Annotated in this window: 15 protein-coding genes; all 15 read left to right on the forward strand. The window is 52.8% G+C overall.

What is annotated here, in order from left to right; all coding sequences use genetic code 11:
- Window positions 1-254 precede the first annotated feature (254 nt).
- Window positions 255-719 (forward strand): ribosome maturation factor RimP, encoded by a 465-nt coding sequence (gene rimP, locus F3H12_RS06455; protein ID WP_149678522.1) that lies wholly within the window; start codon window positions 255-257, stop codon window positions 717-719.
- A gap of 18 nt (window positions 720-737) precedes the next feature.
- A complete protein-coding gene (nusA, locus tag F3H12_RS06460; RefSeq protein WP_149678523.1) occupies window positions 738-1,967 on the forward strand; it encodes a transcription termination factor NusA in 1,230 nt (409 codons plus the stop codon).
- A gap of 34 nt (window positions 1,968-2,001) precedes the next feature.
- The gene (gene rnpM, locus F3H12_RS06465; protein ID WP_149678554.1) at window positions 2,002-2,277 is read left to right on the forward strand and encodes an RNase P modulator RnpM; all 276 of its coding nucleotides are present in this window, start codon (window positions 2,002-2,004) and stop codon (window positions 2,275-2,277) included.
- Window positions 2,264-2,593 (forward strand): L7Ae/L30e/S12e/Gadd45 family ribosomal protein, encoded by a 330-nt coding sequence (locus F3H12_RS06470; protein ID WP_149678524.1) that lies wholly within the window; start codon window positions 2,264-2,266, stop codon window positions 2,591-2,593. Before rnpM ends, F3H12_RS06470 begins: the two co-directional genes overlap by 14 nt.
- 39 nt (window positions 2,594-2,632) lie before the next feature.
- Window positions 2,633-5,836: a translation initiation factor IF-2 gene (gene infB, locus F3H12_RS06475; RefSeq protein WP_149678525.1), complete on the forward strand. Its 3,204-nt coding sequence runs from the start codon at window positions 2,633-2,635 to the stop codon at window positions 5,834-5,836.
- A gap of 207 nt (window positions 5,837-6,043) precedes the next feature.
- Window positions 6,044-6,409: a 30S ribosome-binding factor RbfA gene (gene rbfA / locus F3H12_RS06480; RefSeq protein ID WP_149678526.1), complete on the forward strand. Its 366-nt coding sequence runs from the start codon at window positions 6,044-6,046 to the stop codon at window positions 6,407-6,409.
- 30 nt (window positions 6,410-6,439) lie between these two features.
- On the forward strand, window positions 6,440-7,414 hold the full coding sequence (locus F3H12_RS06485) for a DHH family phosphoesterase (protein ID WP_149678527.1): 975 nt from the start codon (window positions 6,440-6,442) through the stop codon (window positions 7,412-7,414).
- The gene (gene truB / locus F3H12_RS06490) at window positions 7,415-8,320 is read left to right on the forward strand and encodes a tRNA pseudouridine(55) synthase TruB (protein ID WP_149678528.1); all 906 of its coding nucleotides are present in this window, start codon (window positions 7,415-7,417) and stop codon (window positions 8,318-8,320) included.
- Window positions 8,321-8,322: 2 nt separating this feature from the next.
- Window positions 8,323-9,258: a bifunctional riboflavin kinase/FAD synthetase gene (locus F3H12_RS06495; protein WP_243133216.1), complete on the forward strand. Its 936-nt coding sequence runs from the start codon at window positions 8,323-8,325 to the stop codon at window positions 9,256-9,258.
- 81 nt (window positions 9,259-9,339) lie between these two features.
- On the forward strand, window positions 9,340-10,992 hold the full coding sequence (locus tag F3H12_RS06500) for a peptidoglycan D,D-transpeptidase FtsI family protein (protein WP_188118413.1): 1,653 nt from the start codon (window positions 9,340-9,342) through the stop codon (window positions 10,990-10,992).
- A gap of 179 nt (window positions 10,993-11,171) precedes the next feature.
- Window positions 11,172-11,621: a PspC domain-containing protein gene (locus F3H12_RS06505; protein WP_149678531.1), complete on the forward strand. Its 450-nt coding sequence runs from the start codon at window positions 11,172-11,174 to the stop codon at window positions 11,619-11,621.
- 28 nt (window positions 11,622-11,649) lie between these two features.
- Complete coding sequence (locus F3H12_RS06510; RefSeq protein ID WP_149678532.1) at window positions 11,650-12,519, forward strand: LiaF transmembrane domain-containing protein; 870 nt, start codon at window positions 11,650-11,652, stop codon at window positions 12,517-12,519.
- 283 nt (window positions 12,520-12,802) lie between these two features.
- Window positions 12,803-13,561: a sporulation transcription factor Spo0A gene (gene spo0A / locus F3H12_RS06515; protein WP_243133218.1), complete on the forward strand. Its 759-nt coding sequence runs from the start codon at window positions 12,803-12,805 to the stop codon at window positions 13,559-13,561.
- Window positions 13,562-13,799: 238 nt separating this feature from the next.
- The gene (mnmM, locus tag F3H12_RS06520; RefSeq protein ID WP_149678534.1) at window positions 13,800-14,366 is read left to right on the forward strand and encodes a tRNA 5-(aminomethyl)-2-thiouridylate-methyltransferase MnmM; all 567 of its coding nucleotides are present in this window, start codon (window positions 13,800-13,802) and stop codon (window positions 14,364-14,366) included.
- 133 nt (window positions 14,367-14,499) lie between these two features.
- On the forward strand, window positions 14,500-16,050 hold the full coding sequence (locus F3H12_RS06525) for an acyl-CoA carboxylase subunit beta (RefSeq protein ID WP_149678535.1): 1,551 nt from the start codon (window positions 14,500-14,502) through the stop codon (window positions 16,048-16,050).
- The last annotated feature ends 79 nt before the right edge of the window (window positions 16,051-16,129 follow it).

The following is a 16,129-nucleotide window of genomic DNA, read 5'->3' on the forward strand; positions in this document are numbered from 1 at the left end:
AATGAATATCCAAGAAGAATGTTTGGTTATAGGTCAGCCATAGAAATGGCGGTATGATGTATAGAATTTATTCCAGTAAGCAATGGATTTACCAAATTTTTCACGGCATTTAATATTGCAATTTATATCCGGCAGGCCTGAAGCAAAAAGGTGTTGCCACAGCAGTTATTTTATGCTACAATGAGGTTGATCGAAGCGTCTTTGTACAAAGAGTGGGTAGTTCCCACTCTTTGCATTTGTGTATGGAGGTTTGAATGGCTAAAACAAGCATATCCGAATTGGTATGGTCCCTGGCACTTCCCATTGTTGAGGAAGCGGGGTGCGAACTGGTTGATGTGGAGTTTGTCAAGGAAGGCAGCGACTGGTTTTTGCGTGTATTCATCGATAAAGATGGGGGCGTCAGCCATGAGGATTGCGAACGCATTAGTCAACCCCTGAATAAGATACTCGACGAAAGAGATCCCATATCCCATCCGTACTACTTTGAAGTGTCTTCTCCAGGTCTGGAGCGCCCGCTGAAGAAACCAAGGGATTATGAAAGAGCATTGGGAAAGCTGGTTGAAATCCGGTTGTTCAAAGCCGTTGACGGTGTAAAAAAATTCGAAGGACATCTTGAATCGTTTAACGGCAAGGAGATAGCGATCAGGCTGGATTCACAGGAAGTGAAGACCTTCCCGCTTGATCAGGTCGCGAAGGCAAAAACTATTGTCAAATTCTGAATTGGAGGTATTGGGGAAATGAGCGCTGAGTTGCTTCACGCCCTCGAACAATTGGAGAAAGAGAGAGGCATCAATAAGGATATTCTGGTGGAAGCCATTGAACAGGCGTTGATTTCTGCATATAAAAGAAATTTCGGCTCGGCTCAGAATGTAGAGGTCGTGATTGACAGGACAACCGGAGACGTCAGGGTCTTTACGCATAAAACCATCGTGGGAGAAGTAACCGATCCTGCCACCGAATTGTCCATTGAACAGGCAAAACGGTTCGGCGCGGACTTTGAAATCGGCGATATCGTTGAGGTGGAAGTGACACCCAGGAAGTTCGGGAGAATTGCGGCGCAAACGGCCAAGCAGGTTGTCATGCAGAGGATTCGTGAGGCAGAGCGCGGCATTATATATGATGAGTTCGCCAATAAGGAAGAGGACATTGTAAGCGGCATTATCAGCCGGTTTGACAGGAAGAATGTCATCATCGACCTGGGCCGTGCGGAGGCTATCCTGCCGCCCGGTGAACAGACACCCGGAGAAAAATACAATGTCCATGATCGCATCAAGGTCTATGTGATCAATGTGAAGAAAACCAATAAGAATCCCCAGATTTATGTTTCCAGGACCCATCCGGGACTGGTGAAAAGGCTTCTGGAACTGGAGGTTCCTGAGATCGCCGATGGTACGGTGGAGATCAAGAACATTGCCAGGGAAGCCGGTTCCAGAACCAAGATTGCTATCCACTCCAGGAATGAAAACGTGGATCCCGTTGGTGCCTGTGTCGGCCAGAAGGGCAGCAGGATCCGGGCCATCGTGGATGAACTGCGGGGTGAAATGATAGATGTCATCAAGTGGAGCAGCAATCCTGAAGAGTTTATCGCCAGCAGTCTGAGCCCGGCCAAGGTGGTACAGGTTGATCTGGACGAAGAAGCCAAGGTGGCCAGGGTGATCGTTCCCGATTTCCAGCTGTCGCTGGCTATCGGAAAGGAAGGCCAGAATGCAAGGCTTGCCGCAAAGCTGACCGGCTGGAAGATAGACATTAAGAGCGAGTCACAATTCAGGAGCCAGATAGAATCCCAGCTCTTCCATCCTGGAGCGTTATCCGGCCAGGAGGAAGGGGATGCGGCATACGACGATGCCGAGGTTCCCGATGAGGCAGATATCCAGATGTCCGCAGCAGAGAATACTGAAGCCAATGCGGTGGCTGAGGATTCCGATTATGACAACGAAACGGTTACAGCTGATGATGAAAATCTCTGAGCCTATGCGCGTATTGGGATGAGGTGAGCGGATGATCAGGAAAAAGAAGATCCCCATGCGCCGATGCGTTGGATGCAGGGAGATGAAGGAGAAGCGGGAACTTCTGAGAATTGTCAGGAACAATGAAGGTGAGATCTTTGTGGATCCCACCGGCAAGAAGAACGGCAGAGGCGCATATATCTGCAAGAATATGGCCTGCTTTGAACAGGCAAGGAAAGCGAAGAGCCTGAGCCGTGAATTCGGATGCGAAATACCACAGGAAGTTTACGACGAGATTACGCGGCAGATGGAGGCCTATGTCGGAAAATAGGATATATTCCTTTATCGGACTGGCCAGAAAGGCCGGCAAGGTTGCGGCCGGCGATTGTGCCGTTGAAAGCGCCATCAAACGCGGCAAGGCGGCTTGCGTCATCCTGTCGGAGGATGCTTCTCCGAACACGGAAAAGAAGTATTTGGGGATCTGCGGCGCAAAAGGCATTCCAATCATCCGTTTCGGCGCCAGACAGCGCCTGGGAGAAATCCTGGGAAAAGAAATGTATTCAGTAATTGCCGTTACTGATATGGGCTTTGCTTCAAGGATTGAAGAAATGATTCAGGATGAATCAAACCACGACAAATTGCGTTGATGGCTGGGGCCATTGGCAGAATACACGGGGGTGGCTTTTTTGAATAAACTGAAAATACATGAGCTTGCGAAGGAACTGAATGTGACAAGCAAGAGGCTCATGGAAAAGCTGGAGGAAATAGGCATCCATCCGAAGAGTCATATGTCGACTCTTGAGGATGACGAGTTGGAACGGCTCTATAAACATATAGGGATAGTTGACCGTACCCAAAAAAACGATGCCCCGGCTTCAAAGAATGAATCCGGAAAAAGCGACCGACCTGAAGCTGTTGTAAAGAGGGGCGTTCCCCGCATTATCAGGAAAACAGAGGTCGTGGTTCACGACGATTCGGGTTTGGATGATCAAAAGGATAAAAAGCGGGAGCGGCGCAGTTATGTCCGTGCGTCGGACTCCAACGACGGGCTGATGGCCGGGTTTGTCAGGGGCGATCCGGACAGCGTCATAGCCGGTATCAGAAAACGCCCCAGGAAAGAAGAAGCGAAACCCCAGCCTGATGAGAAAAGGGAATCCGGTGACAGCATCCTGGATTCAATCATTGCAGCAAACAAGATCAAGAAGCCGGTTGACGACATATTGAGCATAAAAAAAGTAGCCCATGTATCTGACTTGACGGATAAATCTGATAGCAAAGTTCACAGCAATGTGAAAGAACAGGAGAACATGCAGCAGGAAAGAACATCATCAGCGGAAACCAGGAAAGCGGAAGTGCAGGCGCCCCAGACGGCAGCGGACGTGGTCAAGGCCGAGGAGAACAAGTCCGAAGAGAAGGAAAAACAGGCGCAAAAAGCCGGGACCCAGGCTGTGCAGGATGTACAGAAAGAGGCGAAGAACGAAGGTTCCGCCCGTAGAAGCGTTGAACAGCCTGCCGCTGCCAGGGCTGAAAGCGAACAGCCCAGGGAGCAAAAGCCTGAAACCAGGGTTGCATCCGAAGGCGGCGCCAAGGTTCCTGCCGCCGGTGCGGCCGCTGCGGGCGAAGCGCACAGAAAGCCCGGTGAATTCAGGCAGGATGAAAGAAGGTCGCCTGAGGACAGGCATGCAGGAAGGCCGGCTAATGCCGACAAAGCAGTGGCTAAAGCGCCTTACGGCGATCGCGGCCATGCAGGGAGAGATGGTCGCCCCAGGAGGGAAGACAGAGGTTCCGAAAGAAGGGGCAACCAGCTTGTCATACCCAAGGCGTCCGCTGCTTCTGAAGAAAAGGTGTTCACACGCGGAGAACGCCGAGAAATGCAGGTTGTGGAAAAGCGGAAGGAAGAAAAGAAGGAGCAGAAAAAGGAAATCGTTCGGCCTACAACAGTGCCGCAGAAAGGCCGCCTGAAGAAGAAGATCGATATCGTTGGACATAAGGCCAGCGTATCCGATATGATGTCGGACGATTTCGTGATCGATACCTTCTACGATGACGAGCATGAGGTCAAGAATGTCAAGCGGGTTGAAAAGAAGCTGAAGAAAGGAAAGCTTCAGAAGGAAGAGAAGCAGGCGCCTCCCAAGGCTGTCCTTACCGATATCACCATTCCTGAGACCATTACGGTCAGGGAACTGGCCGAGGCCCTTAAGAAGACGGCTGCCGAAGTGATCAAGAAGCTGTTCCTGATGGGCATTACCGTGACCCAGAACGAGGAACTGGACTTTGATACGGCGGCCATCATAGCCGATGAATTCGGCGTCAAGGTGCATAAGGCCGTTGTGGTCAGCGAAGAGGATATTCTCTTCGATGAAAGCGAAGATGCGCCTGAAGATCTGAAGCCTCGCGCACCGGTTGTTGTGGTCATGGGCCATGTTGACCACGGTAAAACCTCGCTGCTGGATGCCATCAGAAGCACCAATATTGCGGAAAGCGAAGCAGGCGGCATTACCCAGCGCATCGGTGCTTACACGGTCAACCTGAACGGACGGGATATCACATTCCTGGATACGCCGGGCCATGAGGCCTTTACGGCCATGCGCGCCAGGGGTGCCCAGGTAACCGATATTGCCATCCTGGTTGTGGCCGCCGATGACGGCGTGATGCCGCAGACCGTGGAAGCCATCAACCATGCCAAGGCTGCAGGCGTATCCATCATTGTGGCTATCAACAAGATAGACAAACCCAATGCCAATCCGGATAAGGTGAAGCAGGAACTTGCCGAGCACGGCCTGCTGATCGAGGAATGGGGCGGCGATGTGATAGCCGTTCCCGTATCGGCCAAGAAGCGTGAGAATATTGACCAGCTGCTTGAGATGGTGCTCCTGACCGCGGATATCCTTGAGCTGAAAGCCAATCCCAACAAGCAGGCCAAGGGTACGGTCATCGAAGCATCGCTGGATAAGAACAGGGGCCCTGTGGCAACCCTGCTGGTACAGAGAGGAACCCTCAGGGTCGGCGATTTCGTGCTGTCCGGTTCGGCTTACGGGCATATCCGCTCCATGGTAAACGACAAGGGCAAGAAGATCAAGGAAGCCGGACCTTCCGTTCCGGTGGAGGTGTTCGGCCTTTCGGAAGTGCCGGAAGCCGGCGAACTGTTCTATGTGGTTGAGGATGAGAAGCTTGCCAAGCAGCTTGCCGAGAAGCGCAAGGAGCAGGCCAGGGAAAAGCTCATCGGCTCACGGGGTAAGGTGACCCTGGAGGATCTGTTCAATCAGATCCAGCAGGGCCAGGTGAAGGATCTCAACCTGATCGTGAAGGCGGATGTTCAGGGTTCCGTGGAAGCCGTCAAGCAGTCCATGGAGAAGCTCAGCAATGAGGAGGTCAAGGTTAAGGTTATCCATGGCGCAGTTGGTGCCATCACCGAGTCCGATGTCTCCTTGGCCAATGTGTCCAACGCCATCATTATCGGCTTCAATGTCCGTCCTGGGGCCAATGTCATGGAAGCAGCCCAGGCGGCAGGCGTTGACTTAAGGCTGTACCGGGTTATCTATGATGCGATCGAGGACATCCAGAATGCCATGAAGGGTATGCTCAAGCCCACCTACAAGGAAGTTGTGGACGGTCATGTGGAGATCCGGCAGTTGTTCAAGGTTTCCAGCGTGGGAACCATCGGCGGTGCGTATGTTCTCGACGGAAAGATTGCGAGAAACTCCGACATCCGGCTTGTGCGTAACGGTATTGTCATTTACGAAGGCAAGCTGGCTTCGCTGAAGCGCTTCAAGGACGACGTCCGTGAAGTTGCAGCCGGTTATGAATGCGGTCTGATGATTGAGAAGTTCAATGACATCAAGGAAGGCGACATCATAGAAGCCTATCACATGGAAGAAATAAAGCGCTGATCCCCTTAGAGGATAGCGGTGTGGGTGAATTCGCCGCCCCGGGATCCGGGGCGGTGAATTTTCAATCCGGCGGATTTTGAGCTTGTTCCGGATACCGGACAAGGAACGGGGCAATAATCCGGAAAAGGGTATATTATAGTATTAAGCGTCAAATCACCGGACGGTGAGATGACCATTGACCTTTGATGATAAGGAAGAGGGATGGATATGGATAGAACCGACAGAATTGCAGAAGAGATCAAAAAGGAACTGAGCCATATCATCAGGGAAAATATCAAGGATCCAAGACTGCCGGATTTTGTGTCCATTACGGCTGTCAAAGTGACCAAGGATCTGAGGTATGCCAAGGTCTACGTCAGCATATATGGCGATGAAACCAAGAAGAAGGATGCCATTGCGGCCCTGACAAGCGCCGCGGGGTTTATCCGCCGGGAAGTAGGACAGAGAATCAGTTTGCGTTACACGCCCGAAATCCATTTCAAGCTGGATGAATCCATTGAGCAGGGGATGCATATCAGCAAGCTCATCGAGGAAACTATGGGAGGTTCGGGCAATCAGGCATCCGACAGCTGATGCCAATTCTGAATGAAGGAAAGAAAGAATATGTCTGATCAGAAACTGGAGGCCATTGCGAAAGCACTCAGCAAGGCCCGAAGCGTTGCCATACTGCCCCATCTCAATGTGGATGGGGATGCGCTGGGCGCATCACTGGCCCTGGCGCTGGCACTGAACAGCAGCCATTGCCAGGCCCACGTGCTCATCGAGGAAGATGTTCCTGCCACACTGGATTTCCTGCCCGGGCAGGATTTGATCAAGCGAAGCCCGGAAGGGCGGTACCAGGTGGCCATCAATATTGACAATGGAGATATCAACAGGCTGGGGGAACGGTTGGCCGTTTACCAGAACGCGGAGATACGCCTGAGCGTGGATCACCATGCCACCAACAAGATGGAAGCGGATGTTTCCTATGTGGATACGGGTGCAGCAGCAACCGGTGAGATCATACACCGGCTTCTGACCGACTATATGGGAGCGCCCATCACCAAAGATATTGCCCTGTGCCTGTATACCGCCATCATCACCGATACCGGCGGTTTCCGTTTCTCCAACACCACGCCGGAGACCATGGTGATAGCCGGTGAACTGATGAAAACCGGCATCGATTTCACCAACGCCAATAAAAAGGTGTTCGACAGGATATCCCATGCGAAGCTGTTTCTGATGAAACAGACCATGAATTCGCTGAAGCTCCTTTTCGACGGGAAGCTGGCTGTTGCCTGTCTTCGCTGGGATGATCTCTCCTCTTTTAACGCAAAGATTGAGGACAGTGAAGGGCTTGTGAACATCGGGCGAAACCTGGAGGGCGTGGAAGTCTCCCTGTTCCTCAGGGAGGAAAAGCCGGGACTTTTCAAGGGAAGCCTGCGTTCAAACGAGTATGTGGATGTGGCGCAGATTGCTGAAAAATTTGGCGGAGGCGGGCATAAACGCGCTGCCGGCTTCAGCGCTGAGGGGGATTTGGACGATATTGTCAAGTCCCTTGCAGATGCCATAAAGGCCAGCCTGACGGGTGATGCGTAAATGGACGGGATACTCAACATCAACAAACCCCCGGGCATGACCTCTTTCGGTGTGGTTCACAAGCTGAGGGGGATTCTGGGAATCAAAAAAATCGGACATGCCGGCACCCTTGATCCTGACGCGACTGGGGTGCTTCCTGTTTGTATCGGCAAAGCCACCAGGATTATTGAGTACCTGATGGAGAAGGACAAGGCCTACCACGTGGTGCTGAGACTGGGGATTGAAACGGATACCCAGGACGCTTCAGGCAGTATCCTGGCGGAGCGGGCGGTTCATCACAGCGATGACGAGATAGCAGAAGCCATACGGTCCTTCGTAGGGGATATCATGCAGATCCCGCCCATGTATTCAGCCATACGTGTGGACGGCAAAAGGCTTTACGAAATGGCCAGGCAGGGTATCGAGGTGGAACGGAAGCCACGGCCTGTAACCATCAAGGCCATAGAAAACCTGAAAATCGTCAGGGAAGGAGAAGCCGTGCGGGCCGTATTCGACGTTTCCTGCTCAAAGGGCACCTATATCAGAACCCTTTGTGCTGATATCGGTGCCAAACTGGGCTGCGGCGGGCATATGGAATCCCTGATCCGGACCAGGTCCGGTCCGTTTCGCCTGGAAGATGCGGTTACCCTTGAAGAACTTCAGGAACGCGCGGAGAATGGCACCCTGCAGGATGTTGTTCTGGGCATGGATATTGCGCTGGTCCAGTTTCCGTGCTTTACCGCCGACGGAGAAGAGGCCGGTAGGCTCAGAAACGGCATGGCTGTACCGTGCCCCGATTCCCTGGGCAATGTTGGGGACCTGGTCAGGGTATACCATGAAAACGGCAACCTGATCGCATTAGGCAGAATTGAAGGCCGGGGCCGGACCCGCAGGGTCAGAAGCCATAAATGGCTGGGGGGTCAGTAAAAGTGAAAATCATCACGCAAAGCAACCAAATGGATAAGGCTGTGCACACCGGGGTAGGTCTGGGCAATTTTGACGGGCTTCACATCGGCCATATGGCGCTGCTCAATACCCTGATCAGCGAATGTCGCATGAACGGGCTTGCCTCCGTGGTCTATACCTTCCGTAAACATCCGGAAAACATTCTGAGAAAGAATCTGGTCAATCCGCTTATCACATCCGGTGAACAGAAGATCAGGATCCTGGAAGCCCATGATATAGACTGGCTGTATTACCAGGACTTCGACGAAAACTTCTCACGCCTTTCGCCGGAGGATTTCGTAAAGGACATCCTGGTAGACGGCCTGAACATGAAGCTGGCCGTAGTAGGCTTCAATTATCGGTTCGGTTATATGGGCAAGGGAGAACCCGAGCTGCTGAAGCGCCTGGGAGATAAGTACGGCTTCCGGGTGATCGTGATTCCGCCAGTCAGGGTGAACTCGGAAATTGTGAGCAGTACGCTCATACGGGAATATATCCGGAAAGGGAAAATGGAGCGGGTGTTCCAGCTTCTGGGACGCCATTTTTCCCTGAAAGGCACGGTTGTGGACGGACGCAGGATAGGGCGAACCCTGGGCTTTCCCACGGCCAACATCATCGCTGATCCGGAGATGGTGGTGCCGGCCAACGGCGTATACATCACCAAGACCCTGAGCCGCGGCAGATGGCTGAACAGCGTCACCAACGTGGGTTATGCCCCGACAGTAAGGGGCAGGGAGAACCGGTTCAGCATAGAAACCCATATCCTGGACTGTGATGAGGATCTGTATGGCAGCGAAATAGAGGTCTCCTTCTTCACAAAGCTCAGGGGCGAAAAGCGTTTCGAGAGCATCGATGCGCTAAAGAAGCAGGTGATGGAAGACATTGAACACGCCAGGCGTTACTGGGAAGTCTTCCGCTAAGCTCCTTTCAGCCTGTCTGACGCTGCGCTGCTTATGAAGCTGCGCGATTTCGGGCATACTCCTTTCGGGGAGAGTATGATCATGAAATCGCGCATTTCGTTTATCAGGTATCTTTATTTCATCCTGATGATGCTTCTTGTCTTCAGGGTTTTTTCCATCCAGGCGGTGAGGGGAGAGGAATACTCCGAGGCAGCCGCAGTCCAGCGCTGGAGGCATGTCAGGATCTATACCGAGCGGGGGGATGTCCTGGACAGGAACGGCATCCGGTTTACCAACCGACGGAAACAGTTCCTCGCCGTCATTCAGCCAAAAGAGCTGCTGAAGGATGCGTCCGGGCTGAGCCGGGCGTCCGGACTTCTGGATGTGCCCGTGCATGACCTGGAGTCTGCTGTATCCAAAAGCTTTCTGCCCAGTGCTGTCAGGGTGGCAGAGGAACGTGCGGCGGCCATCAGGGACGCCGCCGTGCCCGGACTGAGCATCGTGGAAGTACCCGTTCGGAGCTCGGAAGAGACGCTGGCTGTGCACCTGATCGGCTATGTTGATGAAAAAGGGGAGACCGGACTGTCCGGCATTGAGAAGGCCTATCAGGATACCCTGAAGAAGGGCGGCGGGGTTTTTGCAGGGGTGCTGGCCGATGCGGGCAATACGGCCATGGAGCAGTTTGGATACCGCATCTGGGACACCACCGGTATCCAAAAACTCAACATCAAAACCACACTGGATTATCATATGCAGGAGATCGTCGAGGAAGCCATGGACAGGATGGTGGAGCGGGGCGCGGTAGTGATTGTGGATATCCTCAACGGTGATATACTGGCCATCGCATCGCGACCCAATTTTAATCCCGCCCGTATCAGCACCGCCCTGAACGATCCGGCCCAACCCCTGTTCAACCGTGCTTTGGGCGAGTATACCCCGGGCTCCATCTTCAAGATTGTCACGGCCGCGGCAGCGCTGGAAAAAGGGATTTCGCCCGATACGACCTTTGATTGTCCGGGATATGCCATGCTGGGAAATCTGATGATGAAATGCTGGAGCTATGACAGCGGCGGCCATGGCACCCTGGATATGGCCCAGGCGTTTGCCCAGTCCTGCAATACCTACTTCATCGCCCTCGGCCAGGAAGTCGGCAGAAATGATATCATTGCCATGGCGGAGAAGCTTGGCCTGGGAAAGAGAACAGGACTGTACCTTCAGGGCATCGACGAGCCTTACGGGCTTTTGCCCAATACCATGGGCTATGCTTCTGCGGCAGAAGTGGCAAATATCTCCATCGGCCAGGGCGACCTGCTCATATCACCCGTCCAGGCTGCCAACCTGGTGTCCGTTATCGCCAATGGCGGAATTCTCAACCGGCTTTCCCTTATAGACTGCATCGTCAACGATCGGGGCGAAAGGATCCGTAACATCAAATCTCCCGCATGGGAGCGGGTTATTGACAAGAGAACCGCCGAAACCCTTCAGGGAATGATGATGATGACCGTGGAAGACGGTACAGGCCGACTGGCCAATATCCAGGGTTTTGGCGGAAGTGCAGGAAAAACGGGCAGCGCTGAAACCGGGTGGATACGGGACCAACGGGATGTACTGCATGCCTGGTTTGTTGGGTATTTCCCCGTATCCAACCCGAGGTACGCCATGTGCGTCTTCATTGAAGACGGTACCAGCGGCGGAAAAAGCGCCGCCCCGGTATTTGCCGAGATATCGGCCAGGATTCTGGACCTGGGATATTAAGCATTTCTTCAGGATTTCTTCTGCCTTGCTGACGGCTCCCTGCGATCCTGTAAAATTTTCCATGTTCTTGTCCCGATATATCTTTTCAGGCATGTTTCAGACAATGCCGGCCCGTCTTCGTATATCATTATGAGTAAAGGACATTGCTTTTTCAGATTTACCCCGACAGAGGTGTAGGTATGGGAAAAAGATTTCTGAGAAAAAGGGACGACAGGGTTATCGGCGGTGTGTGCTCAGGCCTGGCGGATTATTTCGGTATGGACAAATCCATTGTCAGGCTTCTGGCCTTTGCTGCCATACTTGCCAGCGGCTTGCTGCCAGGCCTGTTTGTCTATTTCCTGGCGGTTATCCTTGTGCCCGATGACGGCCGGGCTTACCACGATCCGGGCTATGGCGGCCATGGTTACAGCCAGGCTTATCAAGACGAGAGCTTTTTTGGGGAGGAGCCGGGATACCGTGAGCCTGTGGACAGGGAAAACGCGAGGATATTTTTCGGTATCCTGCTGATCGCGGCAGGCGTCTTCCTATTGGCGCGGATGTTCTTTGCCTGGCTCGACTGGCGCTATATCATCGCCGGATTGCTGGTGATAAGCGGGCTCTATATGCTGTTCGGCGGGAAGAAAATATAGGGACTGGAATCCCGGAAGGATGGATGATATGAGAAAATGGCGAAGCCTATGGGGCCTGCTGCTGATTGCCATCGGCATACTTTGGTTGTTTGCTGCTGCCGATATCGTTTCCGCGGTGGTTGCTGTCAGTACGTTATGGCCTGTCTTCATTGTGGCGGCAGGTATCACGCTTCTTTTGAAAAAGGAATTCCGCGTGATGCGTGTTGTGGTTTGGATTCTGGCCTTTGGTATTGTTATCGGCTATGGCATCTACCTGGGCAACGGCAGCTACGATACCATGGAAAGCGGCGAAATCCATGTCATTGAGCTGAAAGACGGCATGGAGTATGCCAGGATGGAGATCAACGTCGGGGCAGTCACCCTTCGTACCGGCGCGTCCGACTCGGTTCTGACACAGGTGAATTCTGACATCAAGGGTCTGAAATACGGTTATACCGGTGGGCGGGACAGCAGAATCGTTTGTTCCCAGCAATGGAAGCCTTTTGCGGTGGATTCGGGAAAGAACTTCTCTGCGGTTCTGAGCAATTCCGTCAAGTGGAACCTGGAGTTCAATGCCGGTGCGGCGGACGGTATTCTTGACTTTTCGGGTTTCCCACTCGAGCAGTGCGAGATCAACTCCGGTACCTGTGATCTGAGGATTGTTGCGGGAAAGCTGCAGGATGAGACCTATATCGAATGCAATGGCGGCGTGGTCAGCCTCAGCATTACCCTGCCCCAAGGCACAGGGATCCGCATCAGGTCCGACTCCCTGGTGAAAAGCATCAATGGGGATGGCATAACCCTCGGCAGGGATGGCGAAACCTATGAATCATCCAATTATAGCTCTGCAGACAGAATCATCAACCTGGATATCAGCAGCGCGGTCACCCATGTGACCGTGATCGCGCCGGATGCATAAACCGGATTGAACTTTGACATTTCAGCCTGCGTCCTGTACGCAGGTTTTTTTATGCCCTGATGCAGCCACACCGTCGAGACATCTTTCGCCATATTTCCCTGAATTGACAGAGATTGACGTGGTAAAAGACGGAGCTCTTCAAACAAATTCAGGTAATATAAAAAGTTTACTTGTAAAAAGTGGAATAGAACAATATAATTAGCACTAGAGACACAAAGGAGGTAGGTAAAGCGTGAAAGATAAAATTCGTGTTCTGGTAGCGGATGATAATGTCGCATTTGGTATGATTATCTGTGAATTTCTGGAAAGTCAGAATGATATTGAAGTGACTGCCAGAGTGGAGAATGGCGAAGATGCCATTGAAATGATTGAAAAAGCCAAACCGGACATTGTTGTGCTGGATATCATCATGCCAAGGCTTGACGGACTGGGCGTACTGACCCGTTTCAAGGATGTAAGTCCGTCGGAAAAACCTCTGTTCATCGTCCTTTCGGCTGTGGGCCAGGACACGATCACCCAGCAGGCCCTCGCTTTGGGTGCCATTTATTACATTGTCAAACCCTTTGACCTGGGCGTACTTGTCGAGAGAATCAGGGAACTGGTGAGAAGCCACGGCCCGACCGTCCTTCGGATGGACACAAATACTGCTACCACGACTGCTACTACCAAGATTACCGCTTCCAGTGCTGACAGCGTTCAGTCCAAAATCACCCAGATCATGCGGGATGTCGGTGTACCCGCTCATATCAAGGGTTATCAATATATGCGTGACGCCATCATGATGGCCGTCAAGGACCGCGAAATCATCAGCGCCGTGACCAAGAGGCTGTATCCGGAACTGGCCAAGGTGCATAAGACAACCCCCAGCAGGGTAGAGCGGGCTATCCGGCATGCCATCGAGGTTGCCTGGAACAGGGGCCGGGTGGATACTATCAATGAACTCTTTGGGTATACTATCAATACGCGGAAAGGAAAGCCTACCAATTCGGAATTCATCGCCATGGTTGCTGATACGCTGAGGCTGAGCGAAAAGATCAGCTGATGCTTTCAGGCAGAGCCATTCTCACAAAACCATAGGCGCTGACAAGCCTGTTGGCGGGACGGTTCCATGGGGCCGTCCCGTTTTTTGATCCGAGGGAAAATACCCATTGCAGTTGTCCGCCGTTAGGGCATCATGCCAGGGAGATGTGTTATAATGTATAAGTTGGGCTGGCGCATGAGGCGGCCATGCTGTTTTCGCGACATGCCGGGCATTCGGCGGCAAGGGAGGGTTGAAGAGAATGGCGGTTTTGCATAAGGCCCTGATACAGGCACACCAATACGCAGAAGCCGTTGTGAAGCCGGGGGACATGGTCATCGATGCCACCATGGGAAACGGAAACGATACGTTGTTCCTGGCCAGGCTGACAGGATCGACGGGCAAGGTTTATGCCTTCGACATACAGGAGGAAGCCGTAAAGCGGACCCGGGAACGACTTGAGTCCCAGGCTGTTCTGGGCTGGTGTGAACTGATCCATGACGGACATGAGCATATGGACAGATACGTATCTGAGCCTGTCAAGCTGGTCATGTTTAACCTTGGCTATCTGCCCGGCGGTGATCATCGCATCAATACCCGGGCAGATACCACGATAGCGGCCGTTGAGAAATCCCTGGCCCTGCTCAGGGATGACGGTCTGGTCATCATCGTGATCTATTACGGTGGGGATACGGGCTTTGAGGAGCGGGATGCCCTCCTGGATTATCTCAGCGGCCTGGATCCCAGGCGGTTCAGCGTCATGAAAACCGAATTCATCAACCAGATCAACTGTCCTCCCATCCTGGTCTGCATTGAAAAGAACGTATAAGATCATTTTCCAATAATTGTTGCAATTAAAAATGGACTCATATATAATTATTATGACCTAGTTATAATTAAAAGGTTAATTATTTAACGAACTGATTGTATACCGACCGATCAGCGTGTTTTGAGGTGAAAAAATGACAACATATGAAAAGATTAATGACCTTCGCCAACGCAAAGAGCGTATTCTCCAGGGAGGCGGGGAAGCCAGGATAGCCAAGCAGCATGAGGCCGGGAAACACACGGCCCGGGAACGCCTTGCGCTCCTGTTGGACGAGGGCAGCTTTGTGGAATTGGATGCCTTCGTGGAAACACGGGGTACGGATTTTGGCATGCAGGAAAAGAAAGTGGCCGGTGATGGTGTGGTAACCGGTTACGGAACCATCGACGGCAGACTGGTTTATGTCGCGTCCCAGGATTTTACCGTGATCGGCGGATCCCTTGGTGAGATGCATGCAAAGAAGATCACCAAGGTCATGGACCTTGCCATGAAGATGGGGGCGCCCTTTATCAGCATCAATGACTCCGGCGGTGCCAGAATAGAAGAGGGCATCGATGCCCTTGGTGGATTCGGCGAAATTTTCCGGAGGAACACGCTGGCTTCGGGTGTCATTCCGCAGATCTCAGTCATCATGGGGCCTTGCGCAGGTGGCGCCGTTTACTCTCCGGCTATCACGGATTTTGTTTTCATGGTGGACAAAACCAGTCATATGTTCATCACCGGGCCGTCGGTCATCAAGGCGGTTACTGGTGAAGATGTCACCTTCGATGCCCTGGGAGGCTCGGGTGCACACAGCTCTGTCAGCGGCGTGGCCCATTTCCGGGCGCCGGATGAAGAAGCCTGTTTTGCACAAATCAAGAAGCTGCTCAGCTTCCTTCCCGACAACAACCTGAGCGATCCGGAAATCGTGGTTGCCGGAGACGATGTCAACCGGCTGGATGATGCGCTGAATACCATCATTCCGGATGATCCCAACAAGCCCTACGATATGCTGGACATCATCACCAGGGTGGTGGACAATGGGGATTTCTTCCAGGTCCATGAAGGGTTTGCCAAGAATCTGATTGTGGGCTTTGCCCGGATTGGCGGCAGAACCGTTGGTATCATTGCCAACCAGCCCAAGGTGGTGGCGGGCGTGCTTGATGTGGACGCTTCCGACAAGGGGGCGCGGTTTGTCCGCTTCTGCGACGCGTTCAACATCCCGCTGATCACCTTTACGGATGTTCCGGGTTATCTTCCCGGCGTCAAGCAGGAGCATAACGGCATCATCAGGCATGGTGCCAAGCTGCTGTATGCTTTTTCCGAGGCGACGGTTCCCAAGATCAACGTCATTGTCAGAAAGGCTTACGGCGGTGCCTATATAGCCATGAACAGCAAGCACCTGGGCGCCGATATGGTGCTGGCCTGGCCGACAGCCGAAATTGCTGTCATGGGCCCGGACGGTGCTGCCAATATTATTTTCAAGAAGGAGATCGGCAAGGCGGAAGACCCGATTGCCTTCAGGAAGGAGAAGATCCAGGAATACCGGGATAAATTCTCCAACCCCTACATCGCTGCCGCCAGAGGGTATGTGGATGATGTGATAGAGCCTGCCACAACCCGCCAGCGCATTGCCAGCGCGCTGGATATGCTGGCCGGGAAGCGTGAGACAAGGCCGCCCAAAAAGCATGGAAACATACCGCTTTAAGGCATAGGCATCCGATGCCGCATGACCGATGCCTGTATTCCGGCGGGATAATTTGCAGTAAAGATTCTGATATATGCCG

It is taken from the genome of Thermoclostridium caenicola, assembly GCF_900142095.1.
GTDB classification, from domain to species: Bacteria; Bacillota; Clostridia; order DSM-8532; family DSM-8532; genus Thermoclostridium_A; species Thermoclostridium_A caenicola.